Source organism: Francisella philomiragia subsp. philomiragia ATCC 25015 (genome assembly GCF_000156715.1).
Classification (GTDB): domain Bacteria; phylum Pseudomonadota; class Gammaproteobacteria; order Francisellales; family Francisellaceae; genus Francisella; species Francisella philomiragia.
The window spans coordinates 258,805-284,518 of the sequence record NZ_DS999312.1 but is presented as its reverse complement, the minus strand read 5'-3'; the positions used below and the strand labels follow the sequence as shown (position 1 = coordinate 284,518).

Sequence of the window (25,714 nt, the reverse complement as noted above, 5' to 3'; positions counted from 1 at the left end):
TTTTAATCAAAAAATATATGACTTTCTAAGAAAAAAATATTAAAATCAGTGCTCAAATAATTTTTTACGATGAAGGCGTAGATGAGCGTGATACAAACTTATCCAATTGGTATAACTGGTGGTATAGCTAGTGGCAAATCAACAGCAACAAAAATTCTAAAAGAAAAAATGAATTTAAATGTTGTATGTGCAGATACTATAAGTAGAGAAATTACCAAAAAACCTTCCGTAATCAAAAAAATAGCCGAAAAATTTGGCAATGATGTAGTGATGAATAAGCAAATAAATAGAGCAATGCTCAGGGCAATCATTACTGAATCTAAAGAGGCTAAAAAGTGGCTTGAAGATTATTTACATCCAGTTATCAATAGAGAGATAAAAAAACAAGTAAAAGAATCAGACACTGTAATGACTATTGTCGACATTCCATTATTAGGACCATATAATTTCAGACACTACGACTATCTTAGAAAAGTAATAGTTATCAAAGCAGATCTTGAGACTAGAATTAGAAGACTAATGGAACGCGATGGTAAAAATAGACAACAAGCCGTTGCATTTATTAATCTACAAATATCCGATAATGAAAGAGAAAAAATTGCTGATTTTATTATAGACAATACAAATCTAAGCGATAAAGAATTAGAAGACGAATTAATAGCAACAATTAATAATATTACAAACTTGACTAACTAATAATTTTTGCATATAATATGCTTCAACTTTTGCACCCATAGCTCAACTGGATAGAGTACTCGGCTACGAACCGAGCGGTTAGGGGTTCGAATCCCTTTGGGTGTGCCATAGTTTCATGCGGGAATAGCTCAGTGGTAGAGCACAACCTTGCCAAGGTTGGGGTCGCGAGTTCGAGCCTCGTTTCCCGCTCCAAATTTTTTTCATTTTTTGTTTTTTTAAATTTCTACAGATTTGATAAAAACGTATCTAAATTTTATATAGTATTTGATTACTTCCATTACATTATTTCAACTAGTTAAGAATATCTAATAATAAGAGTCTTTCTTTTGCAAATACGCATAGTAGCTATGCAATATTGTATATATAAAACACACTCCCCTCATGATTATAATTCCAATACAAAATCATTTTTTTAACATCGAATAATAAAAAGGAAGCACCTTCATGATAAAGAAAACAATTATAACAAGCCTATTTATAGCATCATCAGCTATAGCTTTCGCGAACAGCTCTGTCCCATCAAATACTAGTTCAGCAAACTCTAGTGATAGAGTAATGGCAGGATATTTAGATATTACCGCTATGGGCTCTGCTGATAGCGTAGATTTATCTCAAGTTGCTAAAGATGGCTACAACGAGGCTGTTATAGCATTTGCAACTATAGATGCAAATAACAATATATCGTTTAAAAATGACTATGAAGCTCTTGCAGCTAAAAAAATCCAAGAAGCAAAAAATGCTGGATTAAAAGTAATAGTTTCAGTTGGCGGACAAAAGAACGTTAACACTTATAATCCTAATGGCACTGATGCTAAAGGACTTGCTCAAAATATAGTCAATTTCCTAAATAAATATGGTTTAGATGGAATCGATTTTGATATCGAAATAGAACAAACAACAACAAACAATGGCATATATCTGAAAGATGTAATTGCAAATATAAAAGATATTGATAGCTCAAAACTAATAGTAATAGCCCCTCAAATTAATAATGATAAACTAGTCTCAACCGGTAATGATGAATTTTATGCTCCATTATTTAATGCCACCAATAAAGTTTTAAACTTGGTTGATTATATATACGTCCAGAACTACAACACTGCACCTGAACAAAATCCTGATTTTATTCAAGATGCATACACACTTACTAAAGATTATATTGGAGCGAAAACAGCTAAAATAGTTATAGGCTATCCTACTGCTGCTCAAGGTGGTGGAGCTGCTACAGTATACTTCCCTCAGTTTGATGGTAGCAAAACTCCTCCAAACTCTTCAGCTTTACAAACTTATGATGCTATGAAATCAGTATATGATAATCTAGGAAATATTCCTGAAGATACTAAATTTGCTGGTTTTATGGGCTGGTCTTTAAATGTTGATTATGTCCCAAGCATGTATAATAGTGGTGTTGATAAGTATCCAGATCATGGTAAAGGTGACTTTGGTTATTATATGTCTCCTTGTGCGCTAGATAGTGACAAATGTAGCACCATTAGAGAAGAACGACCAATTGACCAAGTAGCCGATGTTTTGATAAATAATAACAGTACAGCTTACGGTTTCGACGGAATAACTTTTACTGATGCTAATGGCAAGTCAGAAACCACTAGTGGATGGATTGGCACAAAAACATACAATAATAATGCTACAGCACCAATTGAAACAAGTGTAACTGTATCACCTATAATTGGATGGTATACTAAACCTCTAAAATGTCCTACTAAAATGGATACTACGAAAGATAAAGTTGTTGAAATAAATGTTACTCAAAATGCAACTACAGGAACTTTGAATATAGTTTGTGAATTCCATAACTAAATTTTCTCTGATTTTAATTTCTAAAATATCCTAACGCTTTCTCTAGCTACATCAATCATTTCTATCAAATTAAAGTTATCAAGACTCATTCTTATATTAAAATTTTAGACCTAACTATACCATCCTTGTGATCCTTGATTTAGTCAATTTTATTTTGCATGTGCCAGTCCAAACAAGCATCTTATATGGTAAAATTATGAGATTATTATTCTAAGTATTGATTTTAAAATGTCTAAAAAAATAGTTCTTACAGGCATAACTCCTTCTGGCACACCACATCTAGGAAATTATATAGGCGCTATTAAGCCTGCAATAGAAATGTCTCAAAGTAATGAATACAGTTGTATGTACTTCATAGCTGATCAACACTCATTAATAAAGCTTTGGGATAAAAAACTACGCCAGCAATATATACATGAAATAGCTTCTTCATGGTTAGCATTAGGACTTGATCCTACAAAAGCTTCCTTTTATCGTCAATCAGATATACCTGAAATTATGGAGCTAACGTGGATTATCAGTACAACCACTGCTAAAGGTTTACTAAACCGTGCTCACGCATACAAAGCTCTAGTGGATCAGAATATCCAAGAGGAAAATACCGATCCCGATAAGGGTATAACTATGGGACTGTTTAACTACCCTGTACTTATGGCTGCAGATATTATGATGTTTGATGCAGATTTAGTTCCTGTGGGGAAAGATCAAATCCAACATATAGAAATAGCCCGTGATATTGCAAATAGATTTAATCATATATATAAAAATCAAATACTAAAAGCGCCTCAAGCCCTAACTAGTGAAGACAGCCAAACAATACTTGGTTTAGATGGTCGTAAAATGTCAAAGAGTTATGACAATACTATACCTATATTTTCTACAGAGAAAAAGCTTAGAAAACAAGTTATGAAAATCATCACAAACTCTCAAACGCCTGAAGAAAAAAAAGATCCAAAGAACTGTACTGTATTTGCAATATATAAAAGTATTGCTACCAAGGCTGAAGTTTCTTCTCTAGAAGAAAAATATTTAGCTGGTGGATTAGGTTGGGGAGATGCCAAGCAAATACTTTTTGAAAAAATAAATGAATATTTGACAGATGCACGAGAGAAATATGATTACTACATTAATAATCCCAAAGTTGTAGATGATATTCTTAATCAAGGTGCAGAGAAAATGCGCCCTCTAGCTATGAATAAACTTAGCGAAATTAAAGATTTAATAGGAATGTAAAATGATGCAGAAGTTAGATAATATAATTATAGCTAACTATAGCATTCATTCTTTGGCTCTTATATGCTGGGCAAAGAAAAATTTGCATAATAACTTTTGTGTATTATCTGTAGATACTGGTTTTGCTGCTGAGAATTGGAATAGCTATTTAGGTAATGTATTCGCGTGGTTAAAAAGTGAAGCTATAGAGTTTTATCACCTAAAAGCAGAAAATGCTTTTCAAGAGTTAGTCAAAGCACGTAAGCAATTTCCCTCTCAGAAATTTAGCTGGTGTGCTGGCTTCTTAAAAGGTATCACATTATTAAACAAGATTGATGAAATTGATCCTGATGCTGAAGCTACTATACTTCTGAGTCACCGTAAAGATTTATCAAGAGTTTCACAACTTTTGAAAGACCTAGAAGAAGAGGAAAAATATGACTATAGATCACTAGAGTACCCTTTATTGGATCTAAATCATGATGATATTTTAGAATTAACTAAAAATCTACCTTTTAAAGCGTTTTACCATAGTCTTGAATGTCAACCTTGTATACACTTAACACAACAAGAGTTTGAAAAGATAGCAAAAGCAGATATAAAAAAAGTTTCAGTACTAGAAAATGAAACAAATAGCTTTATGTTTAATAATACACCTTTCAACAAATTAGATAGCCATGCTTTTATTCATGGCAATATTTTAGAAGAATTATCAAAAGCCTGCAGTTGGGAATATAGCTGTGGGCTGTAGGGGAATAATATGAGTGAGTTTTTTTTATTTAGTTTGCTTACTGTTGTAGCTGCATTAATGAGTTACATCAATACAAAATTTCTGAAACTACCGAAGGCAATAGGACTAACTATATTATCAATAACCTTTTCAGCATTATGTGCTTCTTTTCTTAGTCCATCAAACTTTTTAGTAGTTGCTCTATCTAGTTTTGATTTCAAAAAAACAGTTTTGGATGGGATGCTGTCTTTCCTATTGTTCGCAAATGCTCTACACTTCAATATGATCGATCTAAAAAAAGAGCTTAAAGCCATATTTGGACTTGCTAGTATTGGCTTAATTTTATCAGCACTAACAACAGCAACTCTAATCTACGGATTCTGCTTATTGGTTGGTTTTGATATAAGCTTTGGATACTGTTTGGTATTTGGTGCGCTTATTTCACCTACAGACCCAATAGCTGTCATTAGTACCCTTGCTGGTAATAAATCAATACCTAAACATCTCAAAACACGTGTTGTTGGTGAATCATTATTTAATGATGCTACTGGTATTGTATTATTTGTAATACTTTCAAATATTGTGTTTTTTGGTAGTGGAGGAGACTTCGGTCAAGGAATAACTAGCTCTGGTGTCAACTATGTTTGGATTATTACTAAGCAGATTGGTATTGAAGCTGGTGGTGGAATATTGCTTGGGTATATATTTGCAAAAGTAGCTTTAATCTTCCTAAAAACAAATGATGATTCTGAGACATCAATTTTTGTAACATTGGCTATAGCTAGTATGGGTTATGTAATTGCTCACAGTCTACACGTATCAGGACCAATTGCCATGGTTGTTGCAGGTCTAGTTATAGGCAATAGTCTTTCTGATCGTAAAAAAACTCATCCAAATCAGGTTGAAAAGATTGATAAATTTTGGATGATTATTGATAATATGTTGAACTCATTTTTATTCATATTGATAGGTCTAGAACTAACTAGCATACCTTTCGATCATGGTGCTTTCTGGGTTGGTGCTGCCGGTATATTTATTGTAACATTTGCTAGATTAATCAGTATCTCAATCCCTATAACAGTTATAGATAAAAAACTATCTAGAGCATCCGCTAGAGACAACCTTCTTGTAGCATGGTCTGGGGTTCGAGGGGGAATATCTTTGGCGTTAGCACTATCACTACCTGATGAGGGTCACGTTATAGTCAGTATAACTTATACTGTCGTGATATTATCAATATTAGCGCAAGGCTCAACACTAAAAATAGTTCTAAATATGATATATCCTCATAATCCAACCAAACAAGCAGCAAACACATCTACCGAGCTAAAATAAATTATTAGCTATCTTCTCGAATTCTGTGATGTTGCTGATGCAAACCGTTAACTAGCTCTTTACGCTGCTGTTTTGCTATATGGTGAAACTCTTTGATAGTAATACTACCATCATCTTCAAAGGCAGACTGAATAGTATCTTGTGAATAGGAAACGTTTATACAAGAAAATATAAAAACAACCAATAAAAAAATCTTTCTCACTATTTCAACTAACTAATAATTACTTTGTAAACGTCTATTATTAGCGCCATTTTCAGCATACATACTTTGCCCCATAGTTGATGACATCAAACTATGATATTGATAGTTTCTACCATAAAAATCAAAGTAATTATCTGTAAACTCTTCTGGGAAAGCTGCTTGTAGAGTATCTTGATATGGCTGTGAATAATCTGCATAACCTTCTTGTTGCTGTCTGTTACCACCCCATACAATTTGTTTTGGAATATTATCGGCATTTATTACAGTGATAGAGTCATCTGCCAAGTTCAACTTAGTTGCTCCTTTTGACGGAGTATTAGTAAACTCTGGCACTCCGTTACTATACGATTCATAAACAGCACAATACCCATTTAGACTAATTAATGTAATAGTAAGCAATATAAATAATCTCATCCTAACTCTTTATAAAATTATTATTCTTCTTTAATATTGCCAAAGCTTGCTCATAATCACAATCATTTAATATCATTACAATCGCGACTTTTACAGACTTATTAGCTTTCATATAAAAATCTTGGGCTGTCACATAATCAACCCCTGTTGCCTCACAGATGATATTTTTAGAGCGCTCAACTAATTTTTCATTAGTTGGCTTAACATCAACCATTAAGTTTTGATAAACCTTACCAACCGATACCATAGATAAGGTTGATATTATGTTTAAAATAAGTTTTTGTGTTGTTCCCGCCTTAAGCCTAGTTGACCCAGTCAAAACTTCAGGACCAGGTACTGCCTCGATATTATAGTCAGCATAACTAGATATCTTAGCTTGCTTAGTACAGCTAATCGCAATAGTAGTAGCATCGATAGAGTTTGCATATTCAAGAGCCCCTATAACATAAGGTGTTCTTCCGCTGGCTGCGATACCTATTACAACATCTTTAGCTGTCAAATTTATTTTTAACAAATCTTCTTTACCAAAATTAGGATTATCCTCTGCACCCTCTTGAGCTTGAATAAAAGCTTTTTCGCCACCTGCGATTAATCCAATAATAGTATTATAATCAACACTAAATGTTGGTGGACACTCAACAGCGTCGAGTATTCCTAATCGACCACTTGTTCCCGCACCTACATATATGATTCTGCCACCTTTTTTCAAGGCCTGTGATGTAACCTCAACTATCTTAGCAATACTTAAACTTTGCTCTTTTAATGCTTCAATCACACCATACTCTTCATCTATCATTAGATTCACAGATTCTTGGACTGACATCGAATCAAGGTTAAAGCTTCTTGGATTTCTTTTCTCTGTATTTATATTTTTTAACATACTCATATTTTAACTTCCTTAACAATTCCTAATGGGTAGAGATATTTACTTTCTAAATAAACTGGAGCGGCAGGTTCTATTTCTTCCTCCTCAGCTTTCTTATTTTTCTTTGCTTGCTCTTTCTTTCTTTCAGCTATTGATTTTGATTTATTTCTAGATTTATTTGACTTATCATTAACTTCAGACTTATCTTCAGGTTCTGCTTCATCACCTAACTCATCTTTTATTTCTTGAGCTTTAAAATCTAATGCTTCCGATTGAATATATATTTTATTAACTGTATTTTTGATAGCATCAAAATCAGCAAGAATCTGAGGAGATTGAGGTCCTAAGTCAACCTCTTGAAGTACATCAAAATCATAATTAAGTTGCATAGCTTTATCTGGAGTAAATACAAATAGATAACCAAACTTAGGTATTACCAGTTGAATACCATTATCATCTTCTTCTGTATCCTTACTCTTACTCTTACTTTTATCTCCACCAAGTCTTTTAGGTTTGTTTTTATTTTTCTTAGGAAGTCCTACTACAACATTTGGATTATCATTATCTTCAAAATTAAACTCTTTTTCTAAACCATTAGAACCAAAATCTAAGCTAACAAAACTACCAAAGCCTTTCTTATATTCATATCTATGAAGTTTATTTGGTTCATACGTTATGATATACATTGATTCATCAGATTTAGAAACTATAACAGGCTTACCAAAACTCTCACCATCTATATATGTATCTAGACTCTTGCCAACCCTGTGATCTCCATTAAAATTAAAATCACTAATCCCCATAATAGTTTTACTTTCGTTATTTGGATGAAATATTAAAACCATATTAGCTTCTAAATTATTTGCCATATCTGGTACCAAAAGTTTTACATTATCTTCATCCAAATCACCTTTAAAATTAATCTTTTCTGCTAATTTAAGAACATAGCTCTGATTTGTCGTAGAATATTCTGAATAATAAACTTCCAAGATCTGTCTATTACCCTTTTTCTGACTATCTTTTCTTACTAGCATAATTTCTGGTGCGCCATCACTATTATCAAAATACCAAACTACGCCAAGAATATTATCTTTGACAAATTGAGCTCCTGATGATGAGCGGCCCTTACCATTGCCTGCCATAACTGCATGCCACTTTCCAATTTCATCGCCTATTTTTTTATTATCTTTGGCTAAACCTTTAACATCTTCACTAAGTAGATCATCTAAGGCTATGCTAGAAGTAAATAGTTTATCAGTGTCATATAATAACAAGTATAGAGTCCATTTTCCTTTTTCGAGATTCCAACCTATCTTAACCTTATAATCAGTTCCCATGCCGTCAGGAATTGCTACTCCTATCTTTGCCTTATCTGTGAATATATTTAATTGCTTATTTTGCTTCTCTACAAACCCAATAAAACCTTTTGGTGCATCTTCGATAGTACCATCACTCTTTAAACGATAAATCCTCTCTTGATAATTAGTCATTGCTTCTGGGTTTATCATTGGAACATTTATAGGCGTATAATCACCATCAAAGTTTTGATATGTATTAGCTGCTAATGCGTTGTAAATGATTCTCTCTGTTAAATCTACTTTTGTACCTTGATTGAAAGCTTTATATATAACATCATAACTTTTATATTCCTGTGATTGAAACAGTTCTGCATTTGTCATAGTTGGAAAAAATGATGATATATCATCTTCATTTACAGTTATTTCAAACTTACTTTTGCCAATCTCAAACTCACTAGATTTCGTAAAATTAATATCATCTTTTGCTTTAGAAAGGTACGACTCTCCTAATACTTTATCATTACTATTTTTGATAATACTCTTAGTAGTCAACATACCCATCTTAAATGTATATAAAAGACCTCCGAGCATTACCATAATTACGAATGAGAATATCAAGGCCATCAATAATGCTGAGCCAGTTATTTTTGTGTTTAACTTCTCACTCATGTACATACCTAATCCTGACCCAATAGATAAATCTTGCTTGTTGCTTGACCAGCAACTTTAAAAGAAATTTTAAGTGCTGCTGTAGAATCACTTTTTATATTTACAAGCTCTTTTTCTAGCGATCGCCAATTTATCTTCGCATTTCCTTGTTGAATATCTGAATTCATAACATACTCAATTTTTAGATCTGTTACATCACTTATTAACTCGTATATTTGTGAATCATCTGCGTTCTGCTTTACATATTCATAAAGTGAATATACTTCATTGCCATGTTTATCTTTTTTATTAGTAGCTGCGACGAAGAATACTTCTAAGATATATTTTCCAACATAATCACCGGTCTTAAATTTATTTTCTACTCGCATAGTTGTAGAAACAAAATCGTATGTAACAGCACCAACTTTAACTAAATCACATTCATACGAATTACACAGCACTAGATAATCATTCATAGAAAGATCTTTCTCAGGCAAAGTATTCTTTTGAAATTCATTTACTTTAAAAATATTATTTGATGAATTTGACTTTAGAGTAGAATCCAAACTACTTCTTTGAATCATTAAAAAATCGGTTTTAGGTTGCACACAATGAATATTTTCATTAATATTCATATTTCTCAAAGCTTCATCATTTGACATTCGCTCGTTGCATAACTCGGTAGACATACTTAGTCCTTTAGGTAAGCTCTCAAAGTTTTGCGCTGGTGCCTTACCAATTGTAATCACACCCATTTTCCCAAAGATATCTCCAAAGTTATCCCCTGAGTTATCCACAAGCTGTTGATACATATCTCCATACTTAGTTGTAAATCCTGCTTGTCCAATCGCATTATAGAAAATCTGCTTAATTAATAATTGATCAGAGTTTATTCTATGCCTATCGCTGAGTCTTATATATTGTTTTTTCATATCGATATATATACCGATTGCCATACCCATGACTATAGCTGCCACAACCATTGCTACCATTAGCTCTGGCAATGTAAAACCTAATGAATTTTTAACTCTCTTCGCTATCATTAACTTTTACATCTCTCTCAATAACTTTAACCCTATCAGCTACTTGCATTTGATTATCAATAGCAGCTATATTTACAACCCTATATACAATATCAACATTATTAGCAGCATCTTTTTTCGCTTTTTTATCGGCTTTCTCTGCCATTTTTTTGATATCAGCAGCACTTAATGATTTAAATCTATTCACAGGCTGTTCTTTTTCTTGAGGCTTCGTATCGTTTTCTTTTTCAAGCACAACGGTTTTGATAAACTCTATACCATCATCGGTTTTAGAATCATCTAATACTCCAGTTAGACGATATACACTAACTCTCTCATCAAGAACAGTAGCTATTTCATCTTTTCTATTTTCAAGAGTTATACTTACGAGAATACTATTTAATAATATAAAACCGGATGATAGTACAAATAACAAAATCAAAGCAGCAATCATTGATTCTACGATACCAAATCCTGACTGTGATTTTGTTTTTTTTAGAAACATCGAATTAAATTTAGAATGAAACTGAGAGAATTACGCTTCTTTGAATCTTCCAAAAGACATTAACTTATCATATCTCTTAGCATTTCTCTCCTCAACTGTCATCTCTGATAATACTTTCAACTCTGCAGCGATAGCCTTTCTGATATTAGCAGCTGTTGTATCATAGTCTCTGTGTGCTCCACCCAAAGGCTCTGGTATAACTGCATCAACTATCTCTAACTCTTTAAGGCGTCCAGATGTTATATTCATCATTTGTGTAACTTCAGACGCTTTTTCAGCTGTCTTGTGTAGAATTGAAGCACACCCTTCTGGAGAAATAGTAGCAAAGTAACTATACTGAAGCATAAGTAATCTATCTCCAACACCTATACCTAATGCGCCACCAGAACAACCTTCACCAATCACAATACAAACCACAGGAACTTTAAGCGCACTCATTTCTAATAAGTTTCTTGCTATTGCTTCACTTTGACCACGCTCTTCAGCTTTGATACCTGGGTACGCGCCAGGAGTATCAATAAAAGTAACGATCGGCATATTGAATTTCTCAGCCAATTTCATCAATCTTAGAGCCTTACGGTAACCTTCAGGGTGCATCATACCAAAATTATGCTTAATTTTACTCTTAGTATCACGACCTTTTTCTTGTCCTATAACCATAACAGGTTTGTTGTTCAGTTTAGCCAATCCACCAATAACAGCTAAATCATCACCAAATGCTCTATCACCATGTAGCTCTTGAAAATCCGTAAAGACTAATGATAATAAGTCTTTAAAATAAGGTCTATCCGGATGGCGAGATAGTTGAACTACTTGCCAATCTGTAAGTTTAGAGTAAGTAGACTCCATAAGCTCAAGCCTTTTCTTACCAAGCTTTTTGATTTCAGATTCAGTTTTTTCATCCTCATACACATGAGATAATGAGGTAATCTTGTCTTCAATTTCCTTTATCTTTGACTCAAAGTCTAAATAGTTCATTTACTTTCTCCTTTCAAATTCAAATCAATTCATAAAAATAGCTACTTTATATTCTAAAGTATTTTAGCAAAATAAAAAAGCTACAACCAATGATTTTGAAGGTTTGTTATAGTATCCATTTATAATATAATCTCAAACATAAATTTTTAAAATCTAGAATATTAATCACTATGCAAGAAGTTTCAAATCACACACCAATGATACAGCAATATTTGAAAATTAAATCTCAATATCCAGATATATTACTGTTTTATCGAATGGGTGACTTTTACGAGCTTTTTTTTGATGATGCAAAAAATGCTGCAGAACTACTAGATATAACCCTCACTGCTCGAGGAAAATCAAATGGCGATTCAATACCAATGGCTGGCGTGCCATATCACGCTGCAGAAGGCTATATCGCTAAAATTGTCAAAAAAGGATTATCTGTTGCAATATGCGAGCAAATAGGAGATCCAAGCACCTCAAAAGGTCCAGTTGAACGACAAGTTACACGTATAATAACTCCAGCTACAGTTTCTGAAGAGGCTTTTTTAGATAGTAATCAAGATAGCATTCTCGTAAGTATCTATGAAAAAAACAATAAATATCACATCGCATATACTAGCTATACTCAAGGCAAAATTCATCTTATAAATACGGTAACAAATTCATCTGATCTAAAAAATCAGATATTAAAACTATCACCTCAAGAGATAATTACCAACTCTAATAGTCTTATAGAAAAGAATATTTTCAACAAACCAGTAAAAGTTTTGGAAGAATGGTACTTTAGTAATTTTGAGGCAAAAAAGCATATACTAAATTCTTTTGATAACAGTTTTGCAAATAACATTCTAAATTTATATAAAAAAGAACAACTAACTGTTATCGGATCAATACTTGCTTATTTAACAAATACACTAAAAAGTACGCCTAAGCACATCTCAGATATCCTCCTAGATGAAGATCAAAACATACTAAATATAGATATTAATAGTAGAAATAATTTAGAGCTAGATAATAATTCAAAAAGCAGCCTTCTAAACATAATGGATAAATGCAAAACTAGTTTAGGTAGCAGGCTTCTAAGAAGATACTTCAAAAATCCTACTCGGGATCTAAACAAAATTTCTTTGCGTCATAACGTTATAAAATCCTTCAAGCAACACCATTATTTCTTAAAAATTCAGGATATTCTGTCTTATATAAATGATATTGAAAGGATAATTTCTCGCGTTGCTCTAGGAACAGTAAAACCTAAAGATCTAGTCTCTCTTAATAGCTCTCTCGAGCAACTACCTAAACTCAAGAGTCTACTTGAAGAAATAAACACCTCTGAGATTATAAATATAAATAATCACATTCATCAAATTGATGAGCTGACAAAACTACTAAACAAAGCTATTGTAGATAATCCTCCAATGACCATTCGCGATGGTGGCGTCATAAAACATGGTTTCGACCAGGAACTTGATGAGTTAAGAGGGCTAAAAGACAACTCTTACGATTTTTTATTAAAATTTGAAACTCTGCAAAAGCAAAAAACAGGGATTAATACACTAAAAGTTGGTTATAACCGTGTACATGGTTATTACATTGAACTTTCGAAACAATATGCTGATAAAGTCCCAACAGAGTATATCAGACGCCAAACATTAAAAGCTAGTGAGCGCTATATTACTGATGAGCTAAAAGCTTTTGAGGATAAGATTCTCTCAGCGAAAGAAAAAGCTTTAGCTAGAGAAAAGCTTATTTACGATACTCTATTGAATAAAGTTCTAGAATACTACTCTCAAATCCAACAGACTGCAGCAAGTATCGCAAAAATAGATGTCTTAGCAAACTTTGCAGAAAGAGCTATCAAACTAAACCTAAATCAACCTAAATTTAATAAAACTGGTAAATTGGATATAAAAGAAGCTCGTCATCTAGCAATCGAGCAAAATATTGATGAGCCCTTTATACCTAACGACACCCTATTAAGTACAGACACTTATACATTAGAAATAATCACTGGACCTAACATGGGGGGTAAGTCCACTTATATGCGTCAAGTTGCTCAACTTATCTTTCTAGCATACATAGGCTCATTTGTACCAGCTAGCTATGCAGATATTGGCGATATAGATACCATATACACTCGAATTGGTGCCTCAGATGACATATCTAGTGGTAGATCAACATTCATGGTTGAAATGACTGAAACAGCTTATATCCTGAATAATGCAACTAAAAAGTCTCTAGTAATTATGGATGAAATTGGTAGAGGGACAAGTACTTTTGATGGCTTATCACTTGCGAAAGCTTGTGCAGAAAAATTTGCAAAAATTGGTGCATTGACCCTTTTTGCCACGCATTACTTTGAGCTTACAGAGTTAGTTAATCAATATCCAAATACAAAGAATATTCATTTTGAAGCTAAAGAATATAAAGACAATATCTATTTCATGCATAAAGCAGTTGCTGGTGCCGCTAAAAAATCTTATGGTATTCAAGTAGCTAAATTAGCTGGTATTTCAAAAGATGTCTTAGAATCAGCAAAGAAAAATCTAGCTAATTTAGAAAAAGGACAAGATAAATTAGATACTATTGATCAGCCCCAACAAAATCTCCAACTTGATCAAACTCCACAAAAGAATCATATTAAAGAGCGACTTGAAACAATAGATATCAACTCAATAACACCTATCGAGGCTCTAAATATACTCTTTGAGCTAAAAAAACTCTAATTTAGTTATATAAACTTTTTCAATTTGCTATAATTTTTTAGATATGAATTTGTAAAGTCTTAGGAAAAGCAATGCAAAATAACGAAAATCAACCTTCTTTTTTAATCCAAAAAGTATATACCAAAGATGTTTCTTTCGAAACTGTAAACTCTCCTGCTTGTTTTAAAGATCAGTGGGATCCTAGCTCAGATTTTAATATTGATATTAATACAAAAAAAATTAATGATGAAAATTTTGAGCTTGATTTGACAATCACAATAACTACTAAAAACAAACAAGCAAATGCGTACATAGCTGAGGTTACTCAGTCAGGTATATTTACAATTACTGGCATGAGTGAAGAACAAGTAGAATCTGTACTTAATACTTACTGTGCTAATACTCTTTTCCCTTACGCAAAAAGAGTTATTGATTCTTCGATAATTAAAGGAGGCTTTTTACCTCTTAATTTAGCACCAATTAACTTTGATGCTATATATATGCAAAAAAAAGCAAACCAATCTCAACAGCCAGCACATTAAGTTAAGAATAAATATGAATAATCGACAGAATAGCTTCATCAAAATTTTAGGATCAATAATGATCATAGTAGGTACTATGATAGGTGGCGGTATACTAGCACTCCCTATCATAACCGCTAAACTTGGTTTTGTGATAGGCTCTATTCTCATATTCTTAGTCTGGAGTATAATGACCTACACTGCTGTCGTTATCTCAGATATTTCTTGCTCAATGCCTTATGGTAGTAGTTTTAAAACTATAGCAGAGAGATATCTTGGTAAAGGCGGAGGAATAGTAGCAAGTATAGCTTTTTTAATACTCATGTATTTTATTAGTACAGCTTATATCTCAGCAGCTGCTTCATCATTATCCTCATCCTTCCCTAATCTTGATGAAAAAGCATCATCGTTGATCTTTGTAGTCATTTTTGGAAGTATCGTAGTTTTAGGAACAAGATTTGTCGATTATGCTAATAGGTTTTTTATAATCCTAAAAATTCTCGTATTAGTAATTTTATGTGTTGTATTTAATAGTTATATTGAAGTTCCAAATCTTTTTGTAACTCCAGTTGATTTGGGAGTTTCATTGATTATCGCGATTCCTGTTTTTACAACATCTTTTACATCTCATATTATAGTCCCTGCCTTGTCTGACTATCTTGGCAAAAATGCTAAAGATATGAAGCGCATAGTTATTATCGGCAGTATCATACCGCTTATACTATATATTATATGGGTATTTACTATCTTAGGTGTACTACCACTACACGGTCCTGTAAGTTTCATGGATTCGATATTTAATCACATCCCAGTTGATAAAGCTAATATCGGTGATATTCTAAAAACCTTAGGAAGCAAAGTAAGGACTCCGACAACAGATGCGGTACTACATATCTTCACTTATGTGGCTATTATGACCTCATTTTTAAGTGTTAACTTATCTTTATTTCACTTTAACTTAGATACATATAAGTTATATAAAACAAAAAAGGTTATTGGATACTCAATAGCAACAATTCTGACTTTTGCCATTCCACTAATAATAAACCAAATGGATCCTGACATATTTATTTATGCTATGACATGCGTTGGGCTATCAATTGCTGTCTTATTGATGATTATGCCAGCTCTTATGGCATTTAAGATAAATAGTCTTGGTGAGAGCTTTAACTATAAGATATCAACCTACAAAAGCTTATGGCTAATTTCTCTAGTTTCTGGTGTAATAGTAATATTGTGCGTAGTTCTGTAATTTAGATAATGACAAATATAGAACATATTGATAATTTCCTTGATAATTTACTCTACCTAAAAAATTACTCTCAAGAAACTATAAATAATTATCGCAGAGATTTACTCCAGTTAAATAGCTCAATAGTTGATAAAGATATAACAAAACTTGAAAACAATGATATTTTAATGTGGGTCAAAAAGCTTCATGCCCAAGGAAACTCCTCAAAAACATTACAACGCAAACTTAGTTCTTTAAGAAGTTTTTTTAATTTTTTGATAAATAGCGAGTTAATAAAAAATAATCCCACAACTGGTATCAAGGCACCTAAGAGTAGTAAAAAACTACCTAAAGCTGTAAATACAGATGAGCTAGCCTATTTATTAGATATCAAACCAAGTAATAATATCGAAACTCGTGATATAGCATGCTTTGATCTTTTGTATAGCTGTGGAATAAGACTTAGCGAATTATCTTCAATAGAACTAAAAGACATAAATATAAATCAAAAGAGTATACGTGTCATAGGTAAAGGCAACAAAGAAAGAGTTGTATATTTTGGTAGTAAAACACTAATAAATCTAAATAGGTGGCTAAATATTCGAGATACTTATAGCCCGAAATGTAACTATCTCTTCATCTCACAAAATGGTGAGCATTTAACAAATAGATCTATCCAAAAACGGATTGAAATCTTTGCTAAAAAATATGCAACCAAACACATACATCCACATATGTTGCGTCACTCTTTTGCTACTCATGTTTTAGACTCATCTAAAGATTTGCTTGCTGTAAAAGATTTGCTTGGCCATGCTGATATTTCTAGCACGCAAATTTATACTCATTTAAATTTCCAACAACTTGCAAGTGTTTTTGATAAAGCACATCCTCGAGCGAAAAAAAAATCATGAATGTCTACGACTTAGCAGTAATATCTCATATTGAAAATATTACAGATATTGAGTTTGAATATATTTTATCAAGCCAAGATGATAAATACTTGTATGTTGACGATAATATTCTAAAACTACATTACATAGATAAAGAACTATTTATAGATTTTAATAGTAGCGAGATTCTAAATAGGATAAACCCTAATACTAAAAAATGTAGTGTTGTACAAGCAGTTGAAGGTCGCTCAAAAGATAAACTAAATATTTTAGATACAACAGCTGGTCTAGGCAGAGATACATTTACACTGGCAGCTAGAGGACATAAATTAACTTCTCTAGAGAAAGATTGTTATATTTTCGTATTACTCGCAGATGCACTCAATAGAGCAAGACAAACTCCTAACTTAAAATATATTGCCAATCAAATAGAACTAATTAATATAGATGCTAATGAATATATAAATACTGCTAGTATTTCTTTTGACTGTGTATATCTAGACCCAATGTTTCCACCACGTAACAAAAGCGCTAAAGTCAAACAAGGAATGCAAGTCTTACATGATATTGCTTTTAATAACGATGAATCTAACTCAAATTTACTCAAAAATATCATCATATCTAAAAAAACTAAAAAAGCTGTTGTAAAGAGACCTATTAATGCTGATTTTCTTTTTGGTAAAAAACCAACATCTCAACTTAAAGGTAAAACAAATAGATTTGATGTATATAGTTTATAACTATACTAAATATTTCTTTTAGCATTTGTATACGCTGCTACTATGATGATTCCAGCTATGAACAAAAGTACTGCTGATATCCAGTAATATGGAATAAAATCTCTTATATTCTGAGGTGCATTGCTAATAACCATCGCAGAGTTTGCATAATTAACAGCATAGCTAATAAATACTACAGAAAAAAATAATAGCCCTATAGCTAATCTAAATGCCACAAATATAGCCCCTATTACAACTAGCATATAGCATAGATAATCAAAGCCAAATAATAACTCGTAATCAAGTATATATGGATTGACATATTTATACATCACACCGACCCATAATAACAAGACAATCAAACTAGCAACTATTGCCAGCAATCTTACTTTTTGAGTTGGTTTGGTATAGTTAGATTGTTTGAGCCAAATATACCCAGCTACTACAGTTGTTACTATCTGTGCTGACAGATAAACAGATGATGTTGTAATCCCATATTTACCATAAATAAAAACTTTTATAATCAGACTAGCTAACACAAACATCCATGCATACTTATTTTTCTTATAAAGTAAAACTGCAAACCCAAGTAAACACGCATTAGCTATACAATCATAAATCACATAATCCAATGTAATCATAATAGAAACCTAAATTTATCCTTAATTGATGTAGTATAAACATATATAATTGTAAATATAAAGTTTTAAGATATCTGTTTTATGATTTATTTGAAGTATATATACAAAATATTATTACTGAGTATTGTCACTAATGTTTTATACGCCAACCAAGATGACAATGTATATACATGGAGAGACTCTAGAGGCAATGTAGTATTCTCACAGACAGCTCCAATGTTTAATCAAGAATATGAGAAAGTTGGTGTAGTTCATAAAAATCAAATACAACAAAAATCTCCTGTGGAACAACAACTTGCTTCACTAAAACAAAATAATCTATATTTAAGTACTCATAATACACAACAGGATAATCAACAACAAAATGGTAGAAATTCAGAAGTAGTCAAAGTAAAAATAATCTCACCAGCTAATGGTGAAAATCGTTTTGTCCATAATGAGAAATTACCAATTATTTTGGAGCCATCTTTGACAGCAGAAGATCATCCGATATTTATAATAAATGGCATACCATACCCTGCTCACTTCGAAAATGGGGTATGGAAAGTAAATAGACCAAATCCAGGACCGGTAACAATTTCTGTTAGAGGTAGTACTAAGGATCATAAAATTATTACCTCAAGTGACTCAGAATTCTATAGACGTCAGGTTCTTGGTAGATAAATTAATATATCTAGGCTTTTGATTATTATTAATTTTATATATACTTGAAGATAGCTAAAAGTTTGAGAATTTAAATAATGTCCAATTTTCATAAAATCATATTACTTTACGTTATATCATGTTCTACCTTTATATCTCTTGCCCAAGCAGCTAATCCAACTATTTACTCATGGCGATCAGAAAATGGTAATGTTGTATTTTCAGAAGAAAAACCTTCTGATGATACTGATTATAAAATTATCGAAGTTGGTCAACCTACAGTTGTAGATACTAAAGCTAGCCAAGATATGATCTCAAATCAACCTGTTAAAATTAAGCAAAGCGATATTTCTAAGCTGAACAACTCTAGTCTAGCTGAAAAAAACAAAGAAGTGTTAGATGAAAATCAAGGAACAACTGGAGATCTAAGTGTACAAATAACATCTCCAGCAAATGATGCTAATATTTTCACCAAAGAAGATAAATTAGCTATATCAACGAATCCTGCCATATCTGCTGATGACAAGCCAACTTTTATAGTTAATGGTACAGTTATGCCCGCAACATTTGAAGATGATCAATGGAAAATTGCTAGACCAACACCTGGAGAGAATAAGTTAACTATCGCAGGACAAACTGCTGCTGGCAATCAAATCAAGTCGACAAATGAGGTAACTTTTTACATCAAAAATGGTTGGTTACAACAAGCTAAAAATACAGGAAACTATGCCGGAAAGTAGTTAAGTTTGCTTCTACTCTACTCATCCCAATTAACTTCTATAAATTTCTCAGGACTCTTTTCTTTTAAATGACCTAAATTAGGACAACTAGAAGTATGTATAACAACGCCCTTTGTAACACTCATATATCCTTGAATTTCGTCAGGATAAACAGGCTGACAACATTTAGCCATCTCATACTTCATACCATTAAATCCAGATACTAAAACCTTAGGAGTCTTAGTTTTGGCTGTAGTTACTCGATTCTGCTTTTTGACAAGCTTTTCTTCAGCTGAATATGTATCAAGTATATGATTAACAATGCTATTAATTCGAACGGTACCGTTCTCAACAGCAACAAATAAGCTATCACTACTTTTCATATTAAACTTATTGGCAACTTCTACAAAGTCGACCTCTTTAAGATCATAGCCTCTTAATTCCTTGAGGAGTCTATCTTTTCCTAAAACAATATTATCTTCTTTATTTTGCTCATTAAACCACTTAGTTACCCTAGATCTATTTCTAGCAGAGGTTAAATATCCCAAACTCTCAGAAGCCCAGTCTTTGCTTGGATTTGGCTCTTTCCCAGTTAGAACCTCGACCTTATCTCCTGTTTTTAGTTTAGTTGTTAGAGGTACTATCTTACCATTTAGTTTTACACCTTTTGTACGGTGACCAACCATAGTATGTACAGAATATGCAAAATCTAGGACTGTAGAGTCCTCAGCTAAGTCTATTAATTCATTAGCAGGAGTGAATACATAAAGTCTCCTATTTAGCTCTTTAGTAATTTGGCTATCATCGTCGTTGATTTCTTTTTCCCATTCAAGAAGAGATCTCAACCATGCCACTCTTGCTTCATATGACGCATCAAACTTCACACCTTCTTTATAACGCCAATGCGCGGCAAAACCAAGTTCTGATTCCTCATGCATTTTATGCGTTCTAATTTGAACCTCGAGATTTTGTTCACCAACCCTAACCACAGTATGTATAGACTTATAACCGTTCGGCTTTGGATTAGCTATATAATCACTAAACTCCTCTGGAATCGGTGAATATAGGTTATTGACTTCAGCTAATACTTTATAACATTCATCTATATTATTTGTTATAACTCTAACAGCTGTAATATCATACAGATCATTGATATCTTGATAACCTTTGTTTTTAAACTTTTTGTATATACTATAGATGTGTTTAACTCTACCTTGAACACCAGCATCTAAATTATACTTTCTAAGTATTTGTTTTAACTCTTCAATAACTTGATTAAGAAATTCTTCTCTTTCTTTACGTGTAAAACCTAAACTTTTGGCTATTTTTTTATATTCTTCCTGTTCTAAGAAAAAAAAGGCTCTATCTTCAAGCTCCCATTTAATAGCTCCCAAACCAAGTCTATTTGCCAATGGTGCATAGATATCTAGTGTTTCTCTAGCTATTACTCTTTGGGTGTTAGTATTTAGAGACTTTAAATGACGGATAGTACATAGCTTATCAACTATTTTAATTAAAACGATTCTGACATCTTCTATAATCGTCAAAAGCATTTTTCTAAAAGTATCAATCTGCTCAAGTGAGATATTATCAGAACGGTACATTCTAATAGCTGACATTTTGCGTGTACCTTGCAAAATCTTAACCACTGTCTGATTGGTTGCTTTCTCTACATCTTCATCTGATATATCACCAAAATTATATAGCTCATATAAAATACCTGCAGATACTGATTCTTCATCTGCTTTGATCTTAAAAAGAACATATGCCATCTCGATAGCATATAAAAACGAGCTTATTCCTGTTGGATGACGTACTGATTCAGCACTCTTACTTTTTAGAAGTTCTAACGCTGCTGCTATAATCTCAAACTTATCGCTAGTATAAAAACTTTTAAGCTCGGATATCAAAAGGTCATCTTTTATCTGACCATCACTATCCAAAAGTTTAGAGTCAATAACTTGCATAATTTCCCACTTTTTTTATAAAAAAATACAAAGTTAGTCTATAAGCCGGGTTCTGTAATAGACAGTCATTTATCTAGGCCTGTTGTCACCAACAAGCTCAAGCGACCTACCCTGCTACAATGCGAGCAACATTTTCGTAGCGCTATTTGGTCTTGCTTTAGATGGGGTTTACAATGCCATTGAGTGTTACCACCAATGCGGTGTGCTCTTACCACACCTTTTCACCCTTACCTTTTTGTAAAAAAAAAGGCGGTTTATTTTCTGTTGCACTTTCCGTAGGCTCACGCCTCCCAGACGTTATCTGGCATCTTGCTCTATAAAGCCCGGACTTTCCTCACTTATAAAAAGTGCGACTGTCCGACTAACTTTGTATTATTAGCTTTCTCTCATCTTTGCTAGTTCAATATTATAATTAGATTTTACCGAATTATACTCTTCCTGCAAAGCAGATATCTTAGCATTATACTGCTTTTTTATTTTTATAATTTCAAACTCAAGATCCATTCTATCGTTATTTAATTTTAGTCTACACTTATTATATTCTTCTTGTAGCATTATTCTATCATAACGAACAGCTTGTATTAGATTAAATATCTCGACCAACTCATCTGGAAACTGCTTAAGTTTATCAAGATTAAACTCCTCAATATTAGAGTTATTATTGTTATTTTCAAATTGATAACTACCACTATCATGTGGTCTTTTTTTAAAATCAAAACTAGGTTTTTTCATAGAAATGTAAAAGATTTAGAAGTTAATGAAATCATATATGTGGTAATCTACCAAACGCTACTAATAATTGCAATGCAATAATACCCATACCACAGAATAATATCAAAGATAAATATAGCTTACTGAGAATGCTATTATTACCTTGTTTAGTTCTTACAGCCCAAACCATCAGTGCTGGTTGTACAATTAAAAGTACAGATACAAAGATACTCGCATAACCCAAAGCAGCTATAAAACTATTAACAAAATATATTGCAAAAAACAGTGGCGGCAATAGGGTTATAATTAAAGTAATTAATTTCTTTCTAGAATTCAGAGCGTATAAATCCTGATTAAATGAAAATAACGCCAATGCAACTCCAAGAAAAGATGTAATAATTGCAAAGTTTTCAAAAAGCCTAATAAATATCAATGGTGCTCTCTGTCCTAAACTTACATAAGCTTCTGCTAGTGTTTTACCAGAATGACTAAGATCAATAAAGCCATTACCACCATGTAGATTTATAGTACCCAAAGTTGCCATAACCCAAACTAAATAAACAATTAGTGGTGCTAATGCCCCTGCAGCTACTGTTCTTTTAAATACGATATCATTTTCAAAATAGTTCCTAATCGCAGGAATCACAATATGAAATCCAAAAGATGTTACAAGTATTGGAATAGAGAACCAAACATACTCAACACCTAGAGCTCTACTCTCTAGTACAGCTGGTCGTATTTGTGGAGCTACAAAAGATATAAACAACACAAAAGCTAAAACTTTTAGACTTAAAAACAGCTCATTAACTCTAAATACAACTCTAATTCCTTTGTAGATAAAAAAGCCAAAGACAAATGTAAATAAAAACTTTGCAAAGCTATCATTACCAAAGTTAAACCAGCTAGTAACATAAGTTTCAAAGAGCTGACCACCCATAAAGATATAAGCTGTAAGGAGTGAGTATAATAATAGTAAATAAAATAATAAATTCATCACTCTACCAGACTTACCTAGTATATTATGAGCAATCGAATCCATATCTGTACCTAATGGTTGTGAAACATTTGCCTCAACAATTAATAGAGCTGTCGCATACATGATAATCCAAACCAGAAACAATGCCATTAATGCATAGTTAAAGCCCACTGCTGCAACTGCAAATGGAATACCAAGCATACCAGCGCCTATCGCTGTACCAGCTATAATAGCTATAGCACCAAATTGTTTAACTTTTGAAACCTGTTTCATAGGCACCCTTTTTCGATAAAATTATTTTCAAAAACATTAAATTATACCAATATTGATAATTTAATGTAAATAATCAGCAATTAATAACTTATTATAAGAATATTTTTGCAAGATTATCTTCTTGATTTTAATAGCAGATAAAGACAAACTTACTGCTAAATTTTAGCATCATATTGTAAGTTATCATGAGTATACAAAGAAAGGCCGTATTTGCCCTTTTTATAGTCACCATCCTATGGGGAACAACATTCCCATTAGTTAAGATCTCGCTTGAGTATGTATCGCCTGGTCTTTTTGTAGCTTTTAGACTTGGATTATCATGCCTATTATTCTTACCTTTAGTTTTAAGAGCTAAGTTTCATAATAAACTATACTTACTAAAAGTAGGGGCTATATTTGGCTCACTTGAAGGTATGAGTTTTTATTTTCAGACTCAAGGACTATACACCGTTTCATCAAGTGTTTCTGCATTTTTGACAGCTTTGAGTGTAATTATGATTCCTTTCATAGGAAGTCTTTTTAAGGTAGATCGATTAACAATTTATGGAATAGTTGCTTCTGGTGTTTCATTATTAGGGATATATGCACTATCTGGCGCAAGCTTTGATAACTTTACTATAGGTTATCTTTGGTCAGTATTGTGTGCATTGATGTATGCTGTATCAGTGGTATATCTTAGCTATGAAACCAGAAAAGATCATCGCAGCGAAGCTTTTAAAGACTTGCGCCTACTAATAATACTGCAAGTTGCTTTTGGTATACCTATGCCGTTGATAACAGATGTATCATCGTTTATGTATCTTAACTTTAACTATATATTAGTAATTGCTATAGTTTTTTGCTCGATTTCAACAATTACTTGCTACTACTTACAAAACACTTATCAAAAACACCTAAGTATGTCTCAAGTTGCTGTTATCTTCTCTTTTGAGCCTATTTTTGCGACAATTTTTGGAAAGCTTATCAATGATGAAAAAATATATTTATCAACGATTATTGGAGGCTCATTAATACTTGTGAGCTATTTTATAATTGAGATAGGAAATAGAAAAAGGCAAGCCTAAGCTCTTGGATCAAAATTCATTTTTTCTTGCATCTGTTTATAGAACTCTTTTTTCTCATCAGTATCAGCAGGTGGTAATTTGACATCATAAACAATATAAAAATCTCCATCGCCAAGACCTTTGCCTTTGATACGCATTTTACGACCTGACTGACTACCCTCTGGTACTTTCATTTTTTTCTTACCATATGGAGTATCTATTTCTAGTGATGTACCAAGAGCCGCCTCCCAAGGTGCTATATTAATATGCTCATAAATATCATTACCATCAACTTTATAGTTTTTATGATCCACTACTTCAACTTTGATATACAAATCCCCAGCCGGAGCATTTGTGCCAACACCTGCACTACCTTTACCTTTGACACGTAGTTTTTTGCCATTACCCATAGCTGGTGGTATTTTAACATCTACACTTTTGTGTTGCATAGTTGGCATACCATTAGCACCTACTTCTTGATAGCTATACGAAACTGTTCTAGAGCCACCTTTGATAGCATCTTCAACATTCAAACGTAAAGAGATATTTATATCCTCACCCTTTCTAGCTCTTGGTTGACCTCCACCAAAGCCTCTTGCACCAGCTCCGCCACCAAAAAGATCACCAAAAATATCTCCTAAATCCTCGAAGTTAAAGCTTTGAGAACCTCCGCCTTGAGAGAAGCCACCAAAACCACCTCCAGCTCCGCCAAAACCGCCTTGCTGAACTTTGTCCCAGTTTTCTCCATACGCATCATATAGTTTTCTCTTTTCTTTATCACCCAAGACATCATAGGCTGTTTGAATTTCTTTAAATTTATCCTCAGCCCCTTTTTCTTTGTTAACATCCGGATGATATTTTTTTGCTAATCTTCTATATGCTTTTTTTAACTCAGCTTCTGAAGCATCTCTACTAACTCCTAGTAAAGAATAATAATCTGCCATATTTTAAACTCCCAAATACTTTCA

General features: G+C 32.7%; 25 protein-coding genes, 2 tRNA genes and 1 other RNA gene. 15 read left to right on the top strand and 13 right to left on the bottom strand.

Translation table 11 applies throughout. From position 1 onward, the window contains the following. Nucleotides 1–81: 81 nt before the first annotated feature. The 7 genes from coaE to FTPG_RS04055 all read left to right on the top strand — a co-directional run bounded on the left by coaE (nucleotide 82) and on the right by FTPG_RS04055 (nucleotide 5,791). Nucleotides 82–696, top strand: coding sequence for a dephospho-CoA kinase (coaE, locus tag FTPG_RS04085; protein ID WP_004287158.1), 615 nt, complete (start codon nucleotides 82–84; stop codon nucleotides 694–696). 31 nt (nucleotides 697–727) lie between these two features. Beyond that, a tRNA-Arg gene (locus FTPG_RS04080) sits at nucleotides 728–804 on the top strand. A gap of 9 nt (nucleotides 805–813) precedes the next feature. Continuing rightward, a tRNA-Gly gene (locus tag FTPG_RS04075) sits at nucleotides 814–888 on the top strand. A gap of 252 nt (nucleotides 889–1,140) precedes the next feature. Further along, nucleotides 1,141–2,514, top strand: a complete 1,374-nt coding sequence (locus tag FTPG_RS04070) for a glycoside hydrolase family 18 protein (RefSeq protein WP_004287157.1) — start codon at nucleotides 1,141–1,143, stop codon at nucleotides 2,512–2,514. 228 nt (nucleotides 2,515–2,742) lie between these two features. Then, nucleotides 2,743–3,747: a tryptophan--tRNA ligase gene (trpS, locus tag FTPG_RS04065; protein ID WP_004287156.1), complete on the top strand. Its 1,005-nt coding sequence runs from the start codon at nucleotides 2,743–2,745 to the stop codon at nucleotides 3,745–3,747. A gap of 4 nt (nucleotides 3,748–3,751) precedes the next feature. Continuing rightward, nucleotides 3,752–4,477 carry a hypothetical protein gene (locus FTPG_RS04060; RefSeq protein ID WP_004287155.1) on the top strand — a complete coding sequence of 242 codons (726 nt, stop codon included), beginning with the start codon at nucleotides 3,752–3,754 and terminating at the stop codon, nucleotides 4,475–4,477. A 9-nt stretch (nucleotides 4,478–4,486) separates the two neighbouring features. After that, the gene (locus tag FTPG_RS04055; protein ID WP_004287154.1) at nucleotides 4,487–5,791 is read left to right on the top strand and encodes a cation:proton antiporter; all 1,305 of its coding nucleotides are present in this window, start codon (nucleotides 4,487–4,489) and stop codon (nucleotides 5,789–5,791) included. 4 nt (nucleotides 5,792–5,795) lie between these two features. On the opposite strand, the gene FTPG_RS04050 is transcribed toward FTPG_RS04055, so the two are convergent. Genes FTPG_RS04050 through FTPG_RS04020 form a run of 7 tightly spaced genes read right to left on the bottom strand, consistent with a single transcriptional unit; the run spans nucleotide 5,796 to nucleotide 11,723 of the window. Next, nucleotides 5,796–5,993, bottom strand: coding sequence for a hypothetical protein (locus FTPG_RS04050; RefSeq protein ID WP_004287153.1), 198 nt, complete (start codon nucleotides 5,991–5,993; stop codon nucleotides 5,796–5,798). Between the two features lie 12 nt (nucleotides 5,994–6,005). Then, complete coding sequence (locus tag FTPG_RS04045; protein WP_004287152.1) at nucleotides 6,006–6,407, bottom strand: hypothetical protein; 402 nt, start codon at nucleotides 6,405–6,407, stop codon at nucleotides 6,006–6,008. 1 nt (nucleotide 6,408) lies between these two features. Further along, nucleotides 6,409–7,293 carry an N-acetylmuramic acid 6-phosphate etherase gene (murQ, locus tag FTPG_RS04040; protein WP_004287151.1) on the bottom strand — a complete coding sequence of 295 codons (885 nt, stop codon included), beginning with the start codon at nucleotides 7,291–7,293 and terminating at the stop codon, nucleotides 6,409–6,411. Further along, nucleotides 7,290–9,239, bottom strand: coding sequence for a hypothetical protein (locus FTPG_RS04035; RefSeq protein WP_035722374.1), 1,950 nt, complete (start codon nucleotides 9,237–9,239; stop codon nucleotides 7,290–7,292). Before FTPG_RS04035 ends, murQ begins: the two co-directional genes overlap by 4 nt. Before the next feature lie 8 nt (nucleotides 9,240–9,247). Next, a complete protein-coding gene (locus FTPG_RS04030; RefSeq protein ID WP_004287149.1) occupies nucleotides 9,248–10,261 on the bottom strand; it encodes a PilW family protein in 1,014 nt (337 codons plus the stop codon). After that, complete coding sequence (locus FTPG_RS04025; protein ID WP_004287148.1) at nucleotides 10,242–10,745, bottom strand: hypothetical protein; 504 nt, start codon at nucleotides 10,743–10,745, stop codon at nucleotides 10,242–10,244. Before FTPG_RS04025 ends, FTPG_RS04030 begins: the two co-directional genes overlap by 20 nt. Nucleotides 10,746–10,775: 30 nt before the next feature. Continuing rightward, the gene (locus FTPG_RS04020) at nucleotides 10,776–11,723 is read right to left on the bottom strand and encodes an acetyl-CoA carboxylase carboxyltransferase subunit alpha (RefSeq protein WP_004287147.1); all 948 of its coding nucleotides are present in this window, start codon (nucleotides 11,721–11,723) and stop codon (nucleotides 10,776–10,778) included. 170 nt (nucleotides 11,724–11,893) lie between these two features. Between FTPG_RS04020 and mutS the strand changes: the two genes are divergently transcribed. The 5 genes from mutS (at nucleotide 11,894) to FTPG_RS03995 (ending at nucleotide 17,795) form a co-directional block, all read left to right on the top strand. Beyond that, nucleotides 11,894–14,434, top strand: a complete 2,541-nt coding sequence (mutS, locus tag FTPG_RS04015) for a DNA mismatch repair protein MutS (protein ID WP_004287146.1) — start codon at nucleotides 11,894–11,896, stop codon at nucleotides 14,432–14,434. Between the two features lie 71 nt (nucleotides 14,435–14,505). Further along, entirely contained in the window at nucleotides 14,506–14,955 is a 450-nt protein-coding gene (gene secB, locus FTPG_RS04010; RefSeq protein WP_004287145.1) for a protein-export chaperone SecB, read from the top strand. Between the two features lie 13 nt (nucleotides 14,956–14,968). Continuing rightward, complete coding sequence (locus FTPG_RS04005; RefSeq protein ID WP_004287144.1) at nucleotides 14,969–16,186, top strand: amino acid permease; 1,218 nt, start codon at nucleotides 14,969–14,971, stop codon at nucleotides 16,184–16,186. Nucleotides 16,187–16,194: 8 nt separating this feature from the next. Then, a complete protein-coding gene (gene xerA, locus FTPG_RS04000) occupies nucleotides 16,195–17,076 on the top strand; it encodes a site-specific tyrosine recombinase/integron integrase (protein ID WP_004287143.1) in 882 nt (293 codons plus the stop codon). Further along, complete coding sequence (locus FTPG_RS03995) at nucleotides 17,073–17,795, top strand: class I SAM-dependent methyltransferase (RefSeq protein WP_004287142.1); 723 nt, start codon at nucleotides 17,073–17,075, stop codon at nucleotides 17,793–17,795. The genes xerA and FTPG_RS03995 overlap by 4 nt, the downstream gene beginning before the upstream one ends. A gap of 5 nt (nucleotides 17,796–17,800) precedes the next feature. Here FTPG_RS03995 and FTPG_RS03990 read toward each other — a convergent pair whose 3' ends face one another. Further along, a complete protein-coding gene (locus tag FTPG_RS03990; RefSeq protein WP_004287141.1) occupies nucleotides 17,801–18,415 on the bottom strand; it encodes a hypothetical protein in 615 nt (204 codons plus the stop codon). An 81-nt stretch (nucleotides 18,416–18,496) separates the two neighbouring features. Here FTPG_RS03990 and FTPG_RS03985 point away from each other — a divergent pair, with 81 nt between their 5' ends. Next, a complete protein-coding gene (locus tag FTPG_RS03985) occupies nucleotides 18,497–19,078 on the top strand; it encodes a DUF4124 domain-containing protein (RefSeq protein WP_004287140.1) in 582 nt (193 codons plus the stop codon). Between the two features lie 77 nt (nucleotides 19,079–19,155). Further along, nucleotides 19,156–19,797 (top strand): DUF4124 domain-containing protein, encoded by a 642-nt coding sequence (locus tag FTPG_RS03980; protein WP_004287139.1) that lies wholly within the window; start codon nucleotides 19,156–19,158, stop codon nucleotides 19,795–19,797. A gap of 17 nt (nucleotides 19,798–19,814) precedes the next feature. On the opposite strand, the gene FTPG_RS03975 is transcribed toward FTPG_RS03980, so the two are convergent. The 4 genes from FTPG_RS03975 to FTPG_RS03965 form a co-directional block, all read right to left on the bottom strand. Then, on the bottom strand, nucleotides 19,815–21,743 hold the full coding sequence (locus FTPG_RS03975) for a RelA/SpoT family protein (RefSeq protein WP_004287138.1): 1,929 nt from the start codon (nucleotides 21,741–21,743) through the stop codon (nucleotides 19,815–19,817). Between the two features lie 25 nt (nucleotides 21,744–21,768). Then, nucleotides 21,769–22,112, bottom strand: an RNA gene (gene rnpB / locus FTPG_RS09550) — RNase P RNA component class A. Nucleotides 22,113–22,118: 6 nt separating this feature from the next. Continuing rightward, nucleotides 22,119–22,475 (bottom strand): hypothetical protein, encoded by a 357-nt coding sequence (locus tag FTPG_RS03970; protein WP_004287137.1) that lies wholly within the window; start codon nucleotides 22,473–22,475, stop codon nucleotides 22,119–22,121. A 31-nt stretch (nucleotides 22,476–22,506) separates the two neighbouring features. After that, complete coding sequence (locus FTPG_RS03965; protein ID WP_004287136.1) at nucleotides 22,507–23,703, bottom strand: amino acid permease; 1,197 nt, start codon at nucleotides 23,701–23,703, stop codon at nucleotides 22,507–22,509. Between the two features lie 185 nt (nucleotides 23,704–23,888). On the opposite strand from FTPG_RS03965, the gene FTPG_RS03960 reads away from it, so the two are divergent. Continuing rightward, nucleotides 23,889–24,767 carry a DMT family transporter gene (locus tag FTPG_RS03960; protein WP_004287135.1) on the top strand — a complete coding sequence of 293 codons (879 nt, stop codon included), beginning with the start codon at nucleotides 23,889–23,891 and terminating at the stop codon, nucleotides 24,765–24,767. Here FTPG_RS03960 and FTPG_RS03955 read toward each other — a convergent pair. Further along, entirely contained in the window at nucleotides 24,764–25,690 is a 927-nt protein-coding gene (locus tag FTPG_RS03955) for a DnaJ C-terminal domain-containing protein (RefSeq protein WP_004287134.1), read from the bottom strand. The two genes, FTPG_RS03960 and FTPG_RS03955, sit on opposite strands and share 4 nt — an antisense overlap. Between the last annotated feature and the right edge of the window lie 24 nt (nucleotides 25,691–25,714).